Origin of the sequence: Amycolatopsis sp. CA-230715 (assembly GCF_018736145.1) — a bacterium.
Classification (GTDB): Bacteria; Actinomycetota; Actinomycetes; order Mycobacteriales; family Pseudonocardiaceae; genus Amycolatopsis.
This window is the reverse complement of record NZ_CP059997.1, coordinates 1,653,352-1,667,207: the sequence shown is the minus strand read 5'-3', so window position 1 is coordinate 1,667,207 and position 13,856 is coordinate 1,653,352. Positions and strand designations below refer to the sequence as shown.

General features: G+C 69.8%; 16 protein-coding genes. 9 read left to right on the top strand and 7 right to left on the bottom strand.

Features of this window, described 5'->3' with window-relative positions:
• Window positions 1–33: 33 nt before the first annotated feature.
• A complete protein-coding gene (cobT, locus tag HUW46_RS07880; protein WP_215546658.1) occupies window positions 34–1,113 on the bottom strand; it encodes a nicotinate-nucleotide--dimethylbenzimidazole phosphoribosyltransferase in 1,080 nt (359 codons plus the stop codon).
• An 81-nt stretch (window positions 1,114–1,194) separates the two neighbouring features.
• On the opposite strand from cobT, the gene HUW46_RS07875 reads away from it, so the two are divergent.
• A complete protein-coding gene (locus tag HUW46_RS07875) occupies window positions 1,195–1,866 on the top strand; it encodes an IspD/TarI family cytidylyltransferase (protein ID WP_215549735.1) in 672 nt (223 codons plus the stop codon).
• 7 nt (window positions 1,867–1,873) lie between these two features.
• On the opposite strand, the gene HUW46_RS07870 is transcribed toward HUW46_RS07875, so the two are convergent.
• Window positions 1,874–2,527, bottom strand: coding sequence for a DUF3043 domain-containing protein (locus HUW46_RS07870; protein WP_215546657.1), 654 nt, complete (start codon window positions 2,525–2,527; stop codon window positions 1,874–1,876).
• 158 nt (window positions 2,528–2,685) lie between these two features.
• Between HUW46_RS07870 and HUW46_RS07865 the strand changes: the two genes are divergently transcribed.
• Window positions 2,686–3,060, top strand: coding sequence for a HesB/IscA family protein (locus tag HUW46_RS07865; RefSeq protein ID WP_215546656.1), 375 nt, complete (start codon window positions 2,686–2,688; stop codon window positions 3,058–3,060).
• A 64-nt stretch (window positions 3,061–3,124) separates the two neighbouring features.
• Here the strand turns inward: HUW46_RS07865 and HUW46_RS07860 are convergent, their stop codons facing one another.
• A complete protein-coding gene (locus tag HUW46_RS07860; protein ID WP_215546655.1) occupies window positions 3,125–3,295 on the bottom strand; it encodes a hypothetical protein in 171 nt (56 codons plus the stop codon).
• A gap of 151 nt (window positions 3,296–3,446) precedes the next feature.
• On the opposite strand from HUW46_RS07860, the gene HUW46_RS07855 reads away from it, so the two are divergent.
• From HUW46_RS07855 to HUW46_RS07840, 4 genes are all read left to right on the top strand, one after another.
• Window positions 3,447–4,433: a carbohydrate kinase family protein gene (locus HUW46_RS07855; RefSeq protein ID WP_215546654.1), complete on the top strand. Its 987-nt coding sequence runs from the start codon at window positions 3,447–3,449 to the stop codon at window positions 4,431–4,433.
• 111 nt (window positions 4,434–4,544) lie between these two features.
• Window positions 4,545–4,895, top strand: coding sequence for an ArsR/SmtB family transcription factor (locus tag HUW46_RS07850; RefSeq protein ID WP_254125920.1), 351 nt, complete (start codon window positions 4,545–4,547; stop codon window positions 4,893–4,895).
• Entirely contained in the window at window positions 4,895–5,161 is a 267-nt protein-coding gene (locus HUW46_RS07845) for a hypothetical protein (RefSeq protein WP_215546653.1), read from the top strand. Before HUW46_RS07850 ends, HUW46_RS07845 begins: the two co-directional genes overlap by 1 nt.
• A gap of 104 nt (window positions 5,162–5,265) precedes the next feature.
• Window positions 5,266–7,410, top strand: a complete 2,145-nt coding sequence (locus HUW46_RS07840; protein WP_215546652.1) for an MMPL family transporter — start codon at window positions 5,266–5,268, stop codon at window positions 7,408–7,410.
• A gap of 183 nt (window positions 7,411–7,593) precedes the next feature.
• Here the strand turns inward: HUW46_RS07840 and asnB are convergent, their stop codons facing one another.
• Window positions 7,594–9,528, bottom strand: coding sequence for an asparagine synthase (glutamine-hydrolyzing) (gene asnB, locus HUW46_RS07835; protein ID WP_215546651.1), 1,935 nt, complete (start codon window positions 9,526–9,528; stop codon window positions 7,594–7,596).
• A 230-nt stretch (window positions 9,529–9,758) separates the two neighbouring features.
• Between asnB and ctaC the strand changes: the two genes are divergently transcribed.
• Window positions 9,759–10,667, top strand: a complete 909-nt coding sequence (gene ctaC, locus HUW46_RS07830; RefSeq protein ID WP_254125918.1) for an aa3-type cytochrome oxidase subunit II — start codon at window positions 9,759–9,761, stop codon at window positions 10,665–10,667.
• Between the two features lie 53 nt (window positions 10,668–10,720).
• Window positions 10,721–11,140, top strand: coding sequence for a cytochrome c oxidase subunit 4 (locus HUW46_RS07825; protein ID WP_215546649.1), 420 nt, complete (start codon window positions 10,721–10,723; stop codon window positions 11,138–11,140).
• Window positions 11,141–11,198: 58 nt separating this feature from the next.
• On the opposite strand, the gene trpD is transcribed toward HUW46_RS07825, so the two are convergent.
• From trpD to HUW46_RS07810, 3 genes are read right to left on the bottom strand one after another with little or no spacing between them, the layout of a single operon-like run.
• Window positions 11,199–12,236 (bottom strand): anthranilate phosphoribosyltransferase, encoded by a 1,038-nt coding sequence (gene trpD, locus HUW46_RS07820; RefSeq protein WP_215546648.1) that lies wholly within the window; start codon window positions 12,234–12,236, stop codon window positions 11,199–11,201.
• A gap of 5 nt (window positions 12,237–12,241) precedes the next feature.
• Window positions 12,242–12,652 (bottom strand): hypothetical protein, encoded by a 411-nt coding sequence (locus HUW46_RS07815; protein ID WP_215546647.1) that lies wholly within the window; start codon window positions 12,650–12,652, stop codon window positions 12,242–12,244.
• A 28-nt stretch (window positions 12,653–12,680) separates the two neighbouring features.
• Window positions 12,681–13,121 (bottom strand): ribonuclease E inhibitor RraB, encoded by a 441-nt coding sequence (locus HUW46_RS07810; protein ID WP_215546646.1) that lies wholly within the window; start codon window positions 13,119–13,121, stop codon window positions 12,681–12,683.
• Window positions 13,122–13,216: 95 nt separating this feature from the next.
• Between HUW46_RS07810 and ctaE the strand changes: the two genes are divergently transcribed.
• Complete coding sequence (gene ctaE / locus HUW46_RS07805; RefSeq protein ID WP_215546645.1) at window positions 13,217–13,846, top strand: aa3-type cytochrome oxidase subunit III; 630 nt, start codon at window positions 13,217–13,219, stop codon at window positions 13,844–13,846.
• The last annotated feature ends 10 nt before the right edge of the window (window positions 13,847–13,856 follow it).

Sequence of the window (13,856 nt, the reverse complement as noted above, 5' to 3'; positions counted from 1 at the left end):
GTCGCGGGACCCGGGCAGCTTTTTCTCGCGGGGCTATCCGGCGGGCGGTGCGATGACCGGCGGGGTGACGCCTGCCTGCTCGTAGGTGGCGGTTTCGGCGAGCAGCCTCGTCGCGGTGCTCAGCAGCGGCAGCGCGATCGCGGCACCGGCGCCCTCGCCGAGCCGGATGTCGAGGTCCAGGATCGGCTCCAGGTCGAGGTGTTCGAGCACGAGCGCCTGCGCGGGTTCGCCGCCGCGGTGCGCCGCGACCCACCACGAGCGCGCGCCCGGTGCGAGTTCCTCGGCGACCAGCGCGGCCGCGCCCACCGCGAGCCCGTCGAGCAGGACCGGCGTCCGCCGCATCGCCGCCTGCGCCAGGAACCCGGCGATCGCGGCGAGTTCCGCGCCGCCGGCCGTGCGCAGCAGCGCGAGCGGATCGGCCAGCACGGTGCGCGCCCGGCGCAGCGCGTCCCGGATCGCCGCCGCCTTGCGCATCCACGCGGTGTCGTCGATCCCGGAACCCCTGCCCACCACGGCGACCGGCTCGCTGCCGGTCAGCGCGGCCACCAGCACCGCGGACGGCGTGCTGTTGCCGACCCCGAGATCGCCCGCGATGAGCAGGTCGGCGCCGCCGTCGACCTCCGCGTCGGCGACGCTCATCCCGGCCAGCACGGCCGCCCTGGTCTCCTCGTCGGTCAGCGCGTCCTCACGGTCGATCGAGCCGGAACCCTTGCGCACCTTGAAAGACGCCACCGGCCGCGGGGTGTCGGAGGCGACGCCGACGTCCACTACGCGCACGCTCGCGCCCGCCGCCGAGGCCACCACGTTGACCGGGGCGGCACCGGTGAGCACGCTGCCGACGAGCTGCCCGGTGACCTCGGGCGCGTACGCCGAAACGCCATTCGCCGCGACGCCGTGGTCGGCGGCGAAGACCACCACGCGAGGGCGGGTGAACGGCCGCGGCGGGCACTGGCCCTGGCACGACGCCACCCAGACGCCGAGCTCCTCCAGCCTGCCCAGCGAACCCGCCGGTTTGATCAGCGCGCCGTGCAGCTCGGCGGCCGCGGCGCGGGCGACCTCGTCCGGCGCGGGGAGGTCGTTGAACTCGATGCGGGGCTCGGCGTCGGTGTCCACGCGGTCACGCTACCGGTGCCGCGCGCTCCGTATGCTTCCGCTGTGCCGGATACCGATTCGCCCGCTTCCCATGCCGCCGCCGTGGTGCTCGCCAGTGGCGCGGGCACAAGGGTCGGCGCCGAGCTGAACAAGGTCTACCTCCCGCTCGGCGGCAGGCGGCTCGTGTGGTGGTCGTTGCGCGCCTTCGCGGGCGTGCCCGGCATAGGCACGCTGGTGCTCGTGATCCGGCCCCAGGACGCCGAACTGGCCGACGAGGTGCTCGGTGCCTTCGACGGCACCGTCGAGGTCGTGCACGGCGGGGCGACCAGGCAGGAATCCGAGCTGAACGCGTTGCGGCACCTCGGAAAGCGGATCGGGGACGGCCTGATCGACACCGTCCTCCTGCACGACGGCGCGCGCCCCCTGGTGGGCCGCGAACTGGTCGAGCGGGTCCTGCGCACGGCGAGGGAGCACGGGGGAGCGGTGCCGGGGCTAGTCGCGGGCGACCTGCTCGCGGTGACCGCCGAGGGCGCGGTGACCGGGCGCCCGCCGGGCACCTCGGTCCGCGTGCAGACACCGCAGGGATTTCGCGCGGACGCGTTGCTGGCCGCCTACGAACAGGCGGCGGACGAAGGCTTCGTCGGCACCGACACGGCGTCCTGCATGGAGCGCTTCGCCGCCCTGCCCGTGCACTGGGTGCCCGGCGAGCAGCTCAACCTGAAGGTCACCTACCCGCACGACGTTCCGATCGCCGAACGCCTCCTGCCGCGCTGAATCCCGGTCAGGAGACGGGGTCGCCGATCTGGATGCGCGGTTTCGGCATGCGGAGCTTGCGGATCTGGCTGGCGCGGATGAACGCGTACCAGCCGATGGACATGCCCTTGATGGTTTCGTTCGGGAACTTCGCGCGCGTCTGCTTCGACACGCGGCGCCCGGTGAGGATGCCTTCGACGATCATCAATATCAGCAGCAGCATGAACGCGAGCGTGGCGATCTGCTGGATGCCGGGGGGCATGAGCATCCCGGCGAACACCAGCACCGCGAGCGGCATGAACAGGCCGACCAGGTGGCGGCGCGAGTCCACCACGTCGCGCACGTAGGCCTTCACCGGGCCGCGGTCGCGGGGGAGCAGGTACCGGTCGTCACCGGCGGCCATCCGCTCGCGGCGTTCCTTCGCGGCGGCGCGGCGGTCCTCCTTGCTGACCGGGTTGGCCTTGCGGAGTTCCTTGTTGCGCTTGAGCGCCTCGCGCGTCGTGCGGGGCGGCGGCGCGACGGGGCCGCGCCGCTTGGCTTCCGCCTCGCGCCGCTTCGGCGTGGCACGGCCCTTCCCCGGGGTGTATCCCCTGGTCTGCGGCTCGACTTCTTCGCCACCGTCGGGCCCCTCGGTTTCGGGGTCGTCGGTGGCTGTGGTGCTGTTGCGGCGCAGGAACCTCACCTGACCAGGGTATTGCACAGCTCACCGCCGATGTTCACCTGGTCGTTCGATGTGTCACCATGGAGGGCGAGTGCCAGTGCGGAACAGATGACGGGCCGCAGGTGTTGAACGCTTCAGAGATACCTGTACTCGCCGCCAGCAACACCAGAGGGAGACCCATGACGACCGCTGAGACCGGCGCCACGCAGGCCGAGGCCGCCGAAGAGACCCACGGCGTGCTCTTGACCGACACGGCCGCCGCCAAGGCGAAGGCCCTGCTCGAGCAGGAGGGCCGTGACGACATGCACCTTCGCATCGCCGTCCAGCCCGGTGGCTGCGCCGGACTGCGCTACCAGCTGTTCTTCGACGAGCGCACGCTCGACGGCGACCTCTTCCGCGACTTCGGCGGCCTCCAGGTCGCGGTCGACCGGATGAGCGCGCCGTACGTGCAGGGCGCGACGATCGACTTCGTCGACTCGATCGAGAAGCAGGGCTTCACCATCGACAACCCGAACGCGGGCGGCTCCTGCGCCTGCGGCGACTCGTTCCACTGAGCGCACCCGTGCCAAGAGGGCCCTCACCGGTTCGCCGGTGAGGGCCCTCTTTGGTCCGAACGGGTCAGATGTAGGCGTCGTATTCGGCGACCTGTGCCTGGCAGGTGTCGTCGACCGTCCACGGCCTCGCCGCCTGCGGGGGTACCGCTGGGGTCTCGGTGACCAGGGACGACGGGATCAGCGCGCAGTCGGCGATCAGTTCGCCGAGCGTTTCTGGTTCGGTGGCGATGCTCACGGCGACGACGTTACGAGCGAGATCGTGGCCGGAGAAGGCTTACCAACCGGTAGTGTCGACGAGCGGGCGCCAACTACCCGTACGGGTTATATACCTGCGGGTAACTTCGCGCGTTCAGGACGGTAAAGCGATCGATGACGAAGGAGCTCGGGTGGCAGCCAAGGCCAAGATCGCGGTTTCCGGCAGTATCGCAACCGACCATCTGATGCACTTCCCCGGACGATTCGCGGAGCAGATCGTGCCGGAGCAGCTGCACCAGATTTCGCTCAGCTTCCTCGCGGACGACCTCGAGATCCACCGCGGCGGGGTCGGCGCGAACATCGCCTACGCGATGGGGGTGCTCGGGGCGTCGCCGCTGCTGGTGGGGGCCGTCGGCAGAGACTTCGACGAGTACCGCGAGTGGCTCGAGCTGAACGGCGTGGACTGCTCCTCGGTCTACGTGTCCGAGAAGAAGCACACCGCGCGGTTCGTGTCGACCGCCGACGACGACATGTGCCAGATCTCGTCGTTCTACGCGGGCGCGATGGCCGAGGCCGACCTGATCAAGGTGGCGCCCATCGCCGAGCGGGTCGGCGGGCTCGACCTGGTGCTGATCGCCCCCGACGACCCCGCCGCGATGCTGAGCAGGGCCGTGGAATGCCGCGCGCTGGGCATCGACTTCGGCGTCGACCCCTCGCAGCAGCTGGCCAGGATGGACGGCGAGCAGGTCCGTGAGTTCGTGGTCGGCGCGAAGTACCTGTTCACGAACGCCTACGAGTGGGAGCTGCTGCTCCAGAAGACCGGCTGGACCGAGGCCGAGGTCGCCGACCGGGTCGGCCTGCGGGTCACCACGCTGGCCGAGGACGGCGCGCAGGTGGTCGGCGACGACGTCGACTTCAAGATCTCGGCGGTGCCCGCGCAGGGCTCGGCCAACCCGACCGGCTCCGGTGACGGCTTCCGCGGCGGTTTCCTCGCCGCGATCTCCGCCGGGCTCGGGCTCGAGCGCGCGGCCCAGCTCGGCGCGCTCATCGGCGTGATGTCGTTCGAGACGGTCGGCCCGCAGGACTGGTCGCTGGACAAGGCGGCCGCGGTCGAGCGCCTGGCCGACGCGTTCGGCGCCGAGGCCGCGATGGAGCTTTCGCCCATACTGCCCGGCTGATTCCCGCACCTCGCGAAGGCCGCCTTCCCCTCGGGGAGGCGGCCTTCGTGCTTTAGCTGGTGCTATCGGCCGACACCTGCTAACTTTTATTGGCATGTGCAGGGTTTCGTTGTGACCGACGCCGTGCCGACCGGGGACGAACTGCTGGCGATGCTCGCGACGCTGGCGAACCCCCATCGGCTGCGGGTGGTCGCGGCACTGGCGCGCGCGCCCGACTACGTCAGCAGGCTGGCGCGCGAACTGGGCATCAGCAGGGCGCTGCTCCAGGTCCACCTGCGGAAGCTGGAAGCGGCCGGGCTCGTGTCGTCGCGGATGGAGCTCTCCGATGACGGCAAGGCCATGAAGTTCTACGAGGTGCGCCCGTTCGCGCTGCACCTGACGCCCGAGGCCGTCGCGGCCGCGGTGAAGACGCTGACCAAGCCGGGTGCGGACACCCGAGGTGAAGGGGAAGGGGACCGGTGATGGACCGGAGCTGGCAGGAGTTCGTCGGCACGATCGGGATCTTCACGCTGCTGATCGTGGTCGTGGTCGTCGCGATCACGCAGATCGCCGCGATCCGCAGGGAAAAGGCGCGGATCGCGCGCGAGGTCGAATACCGCAAGATCGCCGACGAAGGGCTCGCCTCCCTGCGGGGCATGGAGCGCACGCTCACCGAGCTGACCGGTCAGCTCACCGAAATGCGGGCCCGCGTCGACTCCGTCGAAAGGATCCTGCAGCAGGTCGAATAACCGCATACGAAGCCCTGGGCCGCCGAGCGGCAACTCGACGGCCCAGGTGAGGAAAGACGCACCGTAGGCACCGGAAACACCCTTCCAGCAAAGGATCTTAGTTCATGCTGCGCACCATCGCCGCGCCCTCTTCTGCGCGGACACCCGTCGTCGAGCGGATTTCGGACTGGTCGGTCCGGCACCGCGCGCTCGCCATCGCGGGCTGGCTCGTACTCGTGGTGCTGACCGTGCTGATCAGTGCGGTCCTGCCGGGCCACGACGCGAAGGGCGCGGACCCGGGGGAGTCGGGTATCGCGAAGATCGCGCTCGACGCACAACGGGAGTACGAGCCCCTTCGCGAGAACGTGCTGATCCAGTCCCGCGACGCGGCCGAACTCCGCGCCACCATTGAGGATCTGGTCACGAGCCTGCACGGCACCGAAGGCGCCGTCGCTGCCGTTCAGTCCCCTTCGGACAGTCCTAACCGGATTTCCCGCGACGGCTCGGCACTGCTCACGTTCACGCTCGCCGGGCCGGACGACCGGGTGGCCGCGCACGGCGAGGCCGCGGCCGCCGCCGTCGACGCGGTCGCGGCACGACATCCCGCGGCCCGGCTCGACCAGGCGGGGGACCGGACGCTGAGCAGCGTGGTCAACTCCTCGCTCAACGACGACGTCGAACGCGCCGGCCTCATTTCGGTCGGTGTGACGCTGGCGATCCTGCTGCTGGTGTTCGGCGCGCTGGTCGCTGCGGTGCTCCCGATGCTGCTCGCGGTGACCGCGGTGGGCGGCGCGTTCGGGCTGATCGCGCTGGTGGCCAAGGTGCTGCCGATCAACAGCGCGACGAACGCGATCGCGTTGCTGATCGGCATGGCGGTGGGCGTGGACTACACGCTGTTTTCGGTGCGCCGCCTGCGGGAGGAGCGCGCGGCAGGGCGTTCCGGCCCCGACGCGCTACGGATCACCGCGCGCACCTCGGGCCACGTGATCGTCGTGTCGGGGGTGACGGTGATCCTGTGCCTGTCCGGCATGCTGGTGACCGGGCTCGACAACCTGCGCGGCGCGGGTGTCGGGACCGGGCTCGTGGTCGGGGTCGCCGTGCTCGGTGCCGTCACCTTCCTGCCCGCGCTGCTTTCCTTGCTGGGCAACAGAATCGACCGCGGGCGGCTGCCGTGGATCGGCGGGCGGCGCACCGCGGCGGAGGAGTCGAGGATCTGGTCCGCGGTGGCGCGCGTCGTGGTGCGGCGGCCGGTGCTCTGGGGCGGGACGGCGGCGCTGGTCCTGCTCGTCATGGCGCTTCCCGCGCTCGGCATGCACCTGCAGCAGGCCGCGAGCATCGACAGCGTCCCGCGTAGCGAGTCCACTGTGGACTCGGCGGTGCGTGTCAACGAGGCGTTCCCCGGGGTGATCGCGCCCGCCAAGGTCGTGCTCTGGGATTCCGGCGGTGTGGTGGACGAAACGCGGGTGGCGGGCGCCCTCGGCGGCCTGCGCGCGCGGATCGCGGCGAGCGGCGGTTTGCTCGCCGAACCCGTCACGGTGGTGCGCGTGGACAGGGCGCTCGTGGTGCGGGTGCCACTGGCGGGGTCGAGCACGGACCCGACCTCCGAACGCGCGCTCGAACTGCTCCGGAACGAGGTCGTCCCGGCCACGTTCGGGCAGGTGCCCGGCGTCGAGCACGCGGTGACCGGCAAGACCGCCATCGCCTACGACTTCGACCGGATCCTCGTCGGCCGCGTCCCGCTCGTGTTCGGCGTCGTGCTCGCGCTCGCCTTCGCGCTGCTGGCGTTTTCGTTCCGCTCGGTGGTGGTCCCGCTGATCTCGATCGCGCTGAACCTGCTGTCGGTCGGCGCCGCCTACGGTGCGCTGACGTGGATCTTCCAGTACGGGAACCTGTCGGGGCTGTTCGGCTTCACCTCGTACGGCGGGGTGGTGTCGTGGCTGCCGATGTTCCTGCTGGTGATGCTGTTCGGGCTGAGCATGGACTACCACATCTTCATCCTCAGCCGGATCCGCGAACGCCGCGCCGCCGGGATGGGCGTGCGCGAAGCCGTGGTGGACGGGATCGCGCGCAGCTCCGGCGTCGTCACGAGCGCGGCGGCGATCATGACCGCGGTGTTCGCGATCTTCGTGCTGCTCGACGCCATCGAGTACAAGATGATGGGCGTGAGCATGGCGCTGGCCATCCTCGTCGACGCCACGCTCGTGCGCGGCGTCCTGCTCCCCGCGGCCCTGACCCTCTTCCCGCCGCGCGCCTGGAAGCCCGGAACGTGAGCGTGCCCCGAAAGATGCTCCTATAGAGGGGTCGGGTCGTGTATGTCGCCGAAGGCTCCTCTTGGGCGGTCTGTGTCAGGATCTCGGCCCTCGCGGCGGGCTTTCGTGCGCCCCGAAGGTGGCTTTCAGGGCATCCAGCGCCCCGAAGGTCACCTTCGGGGCATCGCGACTCGCCCGGAAAGGTCAGAGCTTGACGGGGTAGACCGGTTCCGGGATGTCCGGCTTGATGCGGTGCTCGACGAAGATGCCGTGCCACAGCATGAACACCAGCAGCGCCCACAGCTGGCGGCTGCGGTTGAGCTGACCGGCCTTGTGCTCCTCGAGCATCGCCAGCACGGCCTTCTTGTCGAGCAGCTCGTCGGTCTTCGAGTCCGAGATGATGCCGCGGGCCCAGTCGTACATGTCGGTGCGCAGCCAGTGCTTGATCGGGACCGGGAAGCCGAGCTTGCGCCGGTTCAGCACGTGCTCCGGGATGATCTTGGCCAGCGCCCTGCGCAGCGCGTACTTCGTGGTGCCGTGCGCGAGCTTCTGGTCGAGCGGGATCGAGGCGGCGACCTTGAACACCTCGGCGTCGAGGAACGGCACCCGCAGTTCCAGCGAGTTCGCCATGGTCACCTTGTCCGCCTTGACCAGGATGTCGCCGCGCAGCCAGGTGTAGAGGTCGACGTGCTGCATGCGCGCTACCGGGTCCCAGCCGCGCGAGACGTCGTACCAGGGCGCGGTGACATCCTGGAAACCGACGCCCTCGCGGTAATCCCGCAGCACCGCGCGCAACTGCTCGTCGCGGAAGTTGCGGGCGTTGCCGTAGTAGCGCTCCTCCAGGGTCAGCGAGCCGCGGCGCAGCAGGTCCTTGCCGCGCGTGCCCTCGGGGATCTTCGTGGACACCTTGCCGAGCAGCTTCCGCACGCCGCCGGGGATCTTTTCGAACGGTGCCAACGAAATCGGCTCGTTGTAGACCGTGTAGCCGCCGAAGAGCTCGTCCGCGCCCTCACCGGAGAGCACCGCCTTGACGTGCTTGCGCGCCTCGCGCGCGATGAACCACAGCGGCACCAGCGCGGGGTCGGCAACCGGGTCGTCGAGGTACCAGACGATGAGCGGCAGCGCCTCCATCATCTCCTCGGCCGACACCGTGCGGACGACGTGCTTCACCCCGATCGCCGCCGCCGATTCGGCCGCGACGTCCACTTCGGAATAGCCCTCGCGCTCGAACCCGGTGGTGAACGCGATCAGGTTCGGGTTGTGCTCCTTCGCGAGCGTCGCGGTGGCCGTGGAGTCGATGCCGCCGGAGAGGAACGCGCCGACCGTGACGTCCGGGTCGGAGATCATGTGCTTGGAAACCGAGTCGCGCATCACGTCGGCGATGCGCTCGTACAGCGCCTCCGCCTCGGCCTCGCCGTTGACCGGCTTGGCGGCGAACTGCGGGTGGAAGTACCGGGTGAACTCGACGGTGCCGCCGGGGTGGAGCCGGAAGGACGTGCCCGACTCGACGCGGCGGATCCCGAGGTGCAGCGTCTCGGGCTCCGGCACGTACTGCAGCGTCAGGTAGTGCTGAAGCGCCGTCTGGTCCAGCTCCTCGGCCACGCCGAGCGCGGAGGACAGCTCCAGCAGGCTCTTCTTCTCGCTCGAGAAGGCGACGCCGTGCGGGCCCGCCGAGTAGAACAGCGGCTTGATGCCGAACGGGTCGCGCGCGCCGAAGACAGTTTTGGTGTCGGCGTCCCAGATCATGAAGGCGAACATGCCGCGCAGCTTCTTCACCGCGTCGGCGCCGAGGTGGTGGTAGGCCGCGACGATCGCCTCGCCGTCGCCCTCGGTGTTGAACTTCACGCCGTGCTCGGCGGCCAGCTCCTCGCGCAGTTCGAGGTAGTTGTAGATCTCGCCGTTGAAGTTCATCGTGTACCGGCTCGGCGACTCCGGCGGACCCCAGGTCAGCGGCTGGTGCGAGTGCGCGAGGTCGATGAACGCGAGCCGGTTGAACCCGTAGACGACCTCGGCGTCGGCCCAGGTGTCGGTCTCGTCGGGGCCGCGGTGGCGCTGGCAGCGCAGCGCGGCGCCGACCGCGTCACGCGCGTTCGCCGCCTCGGTCTCGGTGGCGCAGATCAGTCCAAGCAGGCCGCACACGCGTAGTCACACACCTCAGGTTTGTGGCCGGGAAACGAAGCCCCAAGTATGCCGGTCGCCGACGCGGGCACGGGCGCGCCCCGGGTGTCCGCGCGCGACACCCGCCCGCCCGTGGTTACCCCTTGGTCAGCGAGACCGGGTAACTCGGCTAGGCTCCGCACTGTCCAACAGATCGGTCTAGGAGGCTCTGGGTGAACGGGCACGATGCAACGCCCAAAGCGAAGCGTTCGGTGAAGACCGCCAAGGTGGCCGCACTGGGCGCGCTGATCGCGCTCGCGGTGACCGGGTGCTCCGGCGACGAGGTCCTGCGCTTCGGCTGGCCGGTCGGGGTCACCCCGCAGGCCGACAAGATGCGCGATCTGTGGACCTGGTCCGTGATCGCCGCGCTCGTCGTCGGCGTGATCGTGTGGGCGCTGATCTTCTGGACGGTGGCGTTCCACCGCAAGAAGAAGCTCGCGCCAGGTGAGAACGAGGAACTGCCGAGGCAGTTCCAGTACAACGTGCCGCTCGAGCTGTTCTGCGTCGTCGTGCCGGTCATCATGGTGTGCGTGCTGTTCTTCTTCACCGCCACCACGGAAGGCTCGGTGCTGGACAAGAAGAAGGACCCCGACGTCACCGTCGACGTGGTCGCCTTCCAGTGGAACTGGGAGTTCCGCTACCCGGGCACCGCGAAGCCCGACGGCCAGCCGGTGTCCACCGTCGGCAGCTCCGGCGAGATCCCGCTGCTGGTCCTGCCCACCGGCAAGACCATCCAGTACAACCTCCGCTCGACCGACGTGATCCACTCGTTCTGGGTGCCGGAGTTCCACTTCAAGCGGGACGTCATGCCGTACCCGGAGAAGAACAACCAGGACTTCTCGTTCCAGAACAGCATCGACCGCGAAGGCTCCTTCGTCGGCCGGTGCGCGGAACTGTGCGGCACGTACCACTCGGTGATGAACTTCGAGGTGCGCGCGCTGTCGCCGGACAAGTACCAGCGCTACCTGCAGCTGCGCACCCAGATCAACCCGATGACCGCCGCGCCGAACACCGCGGCCGAGGCGCTGACCGCGCTCAACTGCGGTGAGCTGTGCACGCCGCACGCGGTGACCACGCAGCCGTTCGACACCGACCGCACCCGGCGGACGGCCACCGGCTGAGGCCGGGTACGCCCAGCCAGTCGCCGAGCCAGTGTGAGAGTGAGGACAGGACCATGAAGGTCGAAGCCCGGATCTTCGACATCATCACGGGGTTTGCGTTCCTCGTGGCGATCGTGTACGGCGTGATGACCGCTTACATGAGCGGGTACGGCGTCGAACCGGTCGGGCTGGTCGCGTTGATCCTGACCGGCGGGTTGTCCCTGCTGGCCGGGAGCTACCTGCGGTTCGTGGCGCGCCGCATCGAGCCGCGCCCGGAGGACAGGGAAGAGGCCGAGATCAGCGACGGCGCCGGCGAGCTGGGCTTCTTCAGCCCCGGCAGCTACTGGCCGATCGCGATGGCCGCCGCGGTGGCGATGGCCGGGATCTCGCTGGCGTTCTTCCACGTCTGGATGCTCATCGTCACCCTGGTGGTGCTGCTGATCGCGATCGGCGGCCTGGTCTTCGAGTACCACACCGGCCCGAACGAGGAGTAAGACCACCGAAAAGGCCCTCCGGGAACGATGTTTCCGGAGGGCCTTTTTCGTGTCCCCGTCAGGCTCGCGCGTCGCGGGAGAACGCCGCCCAGCGGGCCAGCAGATCGCCCGCCGCGCCGCTGTCGATCGCCTCGGCGGCTTTCGCCATGCCGGTGCGGAGATCGTCGTCGAGCGAGCCGGAGAAGCCGTTGAACGCCGCCAGCGCGGCGCCCGCGTTGAGCAGCACGGCGTCGCGCACCGGGCCGGTTTTCCCGCCGACGAGCTCTCGCACGACCTCGGCGTTGGTGGCCGCGTCGCCGCCCCGGAGGTCCTCCGCTGTCGCGACCGGGATGTCCAGTGTGGACGGACGAACGGTGGCCTTCCGCACCGCGCCGCCGTGCACCACCCACGCGGTGCTGGTGGTCGTCGTGGTGAGCTCGTCGAGCCCGTCGTCACCGCGCACCACGAGCACCGTCGCGCCGCGGCGCGCGAACACCTGCGCGAGCACCTCGGTCTTGTCCTGGTAGGCGCAGCCGATCAGCGCCGACGAGGGCTGCGCCGGGTTCGTCAGCGGGCCGAGCAGGTTGAACGTGGTCGGCACGCCCAGTTCGCCTCGGGTCGGCCCGGCGTGCCGGAACCCGGGGTGGAACACCGGCGCGAAGCAGAACCCGATGCCGAGTTCGGCGATGCTGCGCCGCACGTCGGCCGGGGGAAGGTCGATCGCGACGCCGAGCGCTTCCAGCACGTCGGCCGCACCCGATTTCGACGACGCCGCGCGGTTTCCGTGCTTGACCACCGGTGCGCCAGCCGAAGCCACCACGATCGAGGTCATGGTGGAGATGTTCACCGAGCCGGAGCGGTCGCCGCCGGTGCCGACGATGTCGACCGCGCGCCCGTCGACCTCGACGCGGCGCGCGTGCTTGAGCATCGCGTCGGCGAGGCCCGCGATCTCGGCCGGGGTCTCGCCCTTGGCGCGCAGCGCGACCGCGAAGGCGGCGATCTGCGACGGTGTCGCCGCGCCCGACATGATCTGGTCCATCGCCCACGCGGTGTCGGCGGCGGCGAGGTTTTCGCCCGAGATCAGCGGGCCGAGCAGTGCGGGCCAGGTGTGCGGCATGCCGGTCACCCGCTGACGACGGGGACCCGCCGCGCGCGCAGGACGTCGGCGACGGTCTCGGCCGCGGTCAGCGGGTCGAGCGGGTGCACCAGCACGGCGTCCGCCTGGGACCAGGTCGCGAGCCACCGGTCGTCCTTGCGGCGCACCGAAACCACGATCGGCGGGCAGTCCTCGATCTCGTGCTTGAGCTGGCGGGTCAGCCCGATGCCCCCGGTCGGCTGCGCCTCGCCGTCGAGGATCGCGAGGTCGACGGTGCCCTCGTCCATGTCGGCAAGCACGTCGCCGACCCCGGAGTGCTCGATGTATTCGACCCTGCCGATGTCGGCGGCCGGCCTGCGGCCGATGGCGGAGATGATCGACTCGCGGACCTCGGCCCGGTGGCTGAACACCAGAATCCTCATCGGCTGCTCGGACATGTCGCCTCCGGCCTCATCGTGTGGTGGGTCACGCGATGCTATCGCCTGGCGCCGGTCCCGCGGTACCGGGCTGCAGGGCGTCCCAGCCGAGTGAATCCCCGCCGAGGCGCTGCGCGAGCCCGGCCATCCTCGACCGCTCCTGCGCGCAGTGCAGCGCGTCGAGCACCTGGACGCGCCTGGCGTGCACCAGGACCATCCCGCCGGTGCCGTCCTCCGGTTCGCCCAGCGCCCAGCCGTCCTGCGCCAGCACTTTCGCGGCCTCGGCGACCCGGCCGGGCGGTAACAGGAGGTGATGGCGCAGCACGGCGGGTTTTTCCGCCGCCCACGCGGGTGAGCGCGCCAGCGCCGCGGAGTCCGCTTCGGCCATGTCGAAGGCCGTCACGACCACCTCGAGCCCGGGGCTGTCGAGCGACAGCGGTGGTTCCTTCGGCCTTCTGACCAGGTCACGCACCCGATCGAGAAAACTCACGAGTAGCCCCCGTCCTTCGTCCTTCTCCAGTGTGATCCAGTTCAGCCGCGACCCGCCGGGACCCGAACGGCGGGGTCCGGGCTCGGGGAGACATAATGCGACTCGTGACAACGGCAGCTCCCACCATCAGCCAGCGGGTGCACTCGCTGAACCGGCCGAACATGGTCAGCGTCGGCACCATCGTGTGGCTGTCCAGCGAGCTCATGTTCTTCGCTGGGCTGTTCGCGATGTTCTTCACCGTCAAGGCACAGAACTCGACCGGCCACTGGCCGCCGATCCTGGAGTCCAGCGGTGAGCCGATCCACCTGAACGTGCCGTACGCGATCCCGTTCACGGTGATCCTGGTCGCCTCGTCCTTCACCTGCCAGCTCGGCGTGTTCGCCGCCGAGCGCGGTGACGTGTACGGCCTGCGCCGCTGGTACATGCTGACCCTGATCATGGGGGCGATCTTCGTCGCCGGTCAGGGCAACGAGTACCTGAACCTGATCGGCGAAGGGGTGACGATCCCGTCCGGCCCGTTCGGCACGGTGTTCTACCTCACCACCGGTTTCCACGGGCTGCACGTCATCGGTGGCCTGATCGCGTTCGTGTTCCTGCTGATGCGCACCAGGCTCAGCAAGTTCACGCCCGCGCAGGCGACCTCGGCGATCGTCGTGTCGTACTACTGGCACTTCGTCGACATCGTCTGGATCGGCCTGTTCGCGGTCATCTACCTGATCCCGTGACCGCAGAGCC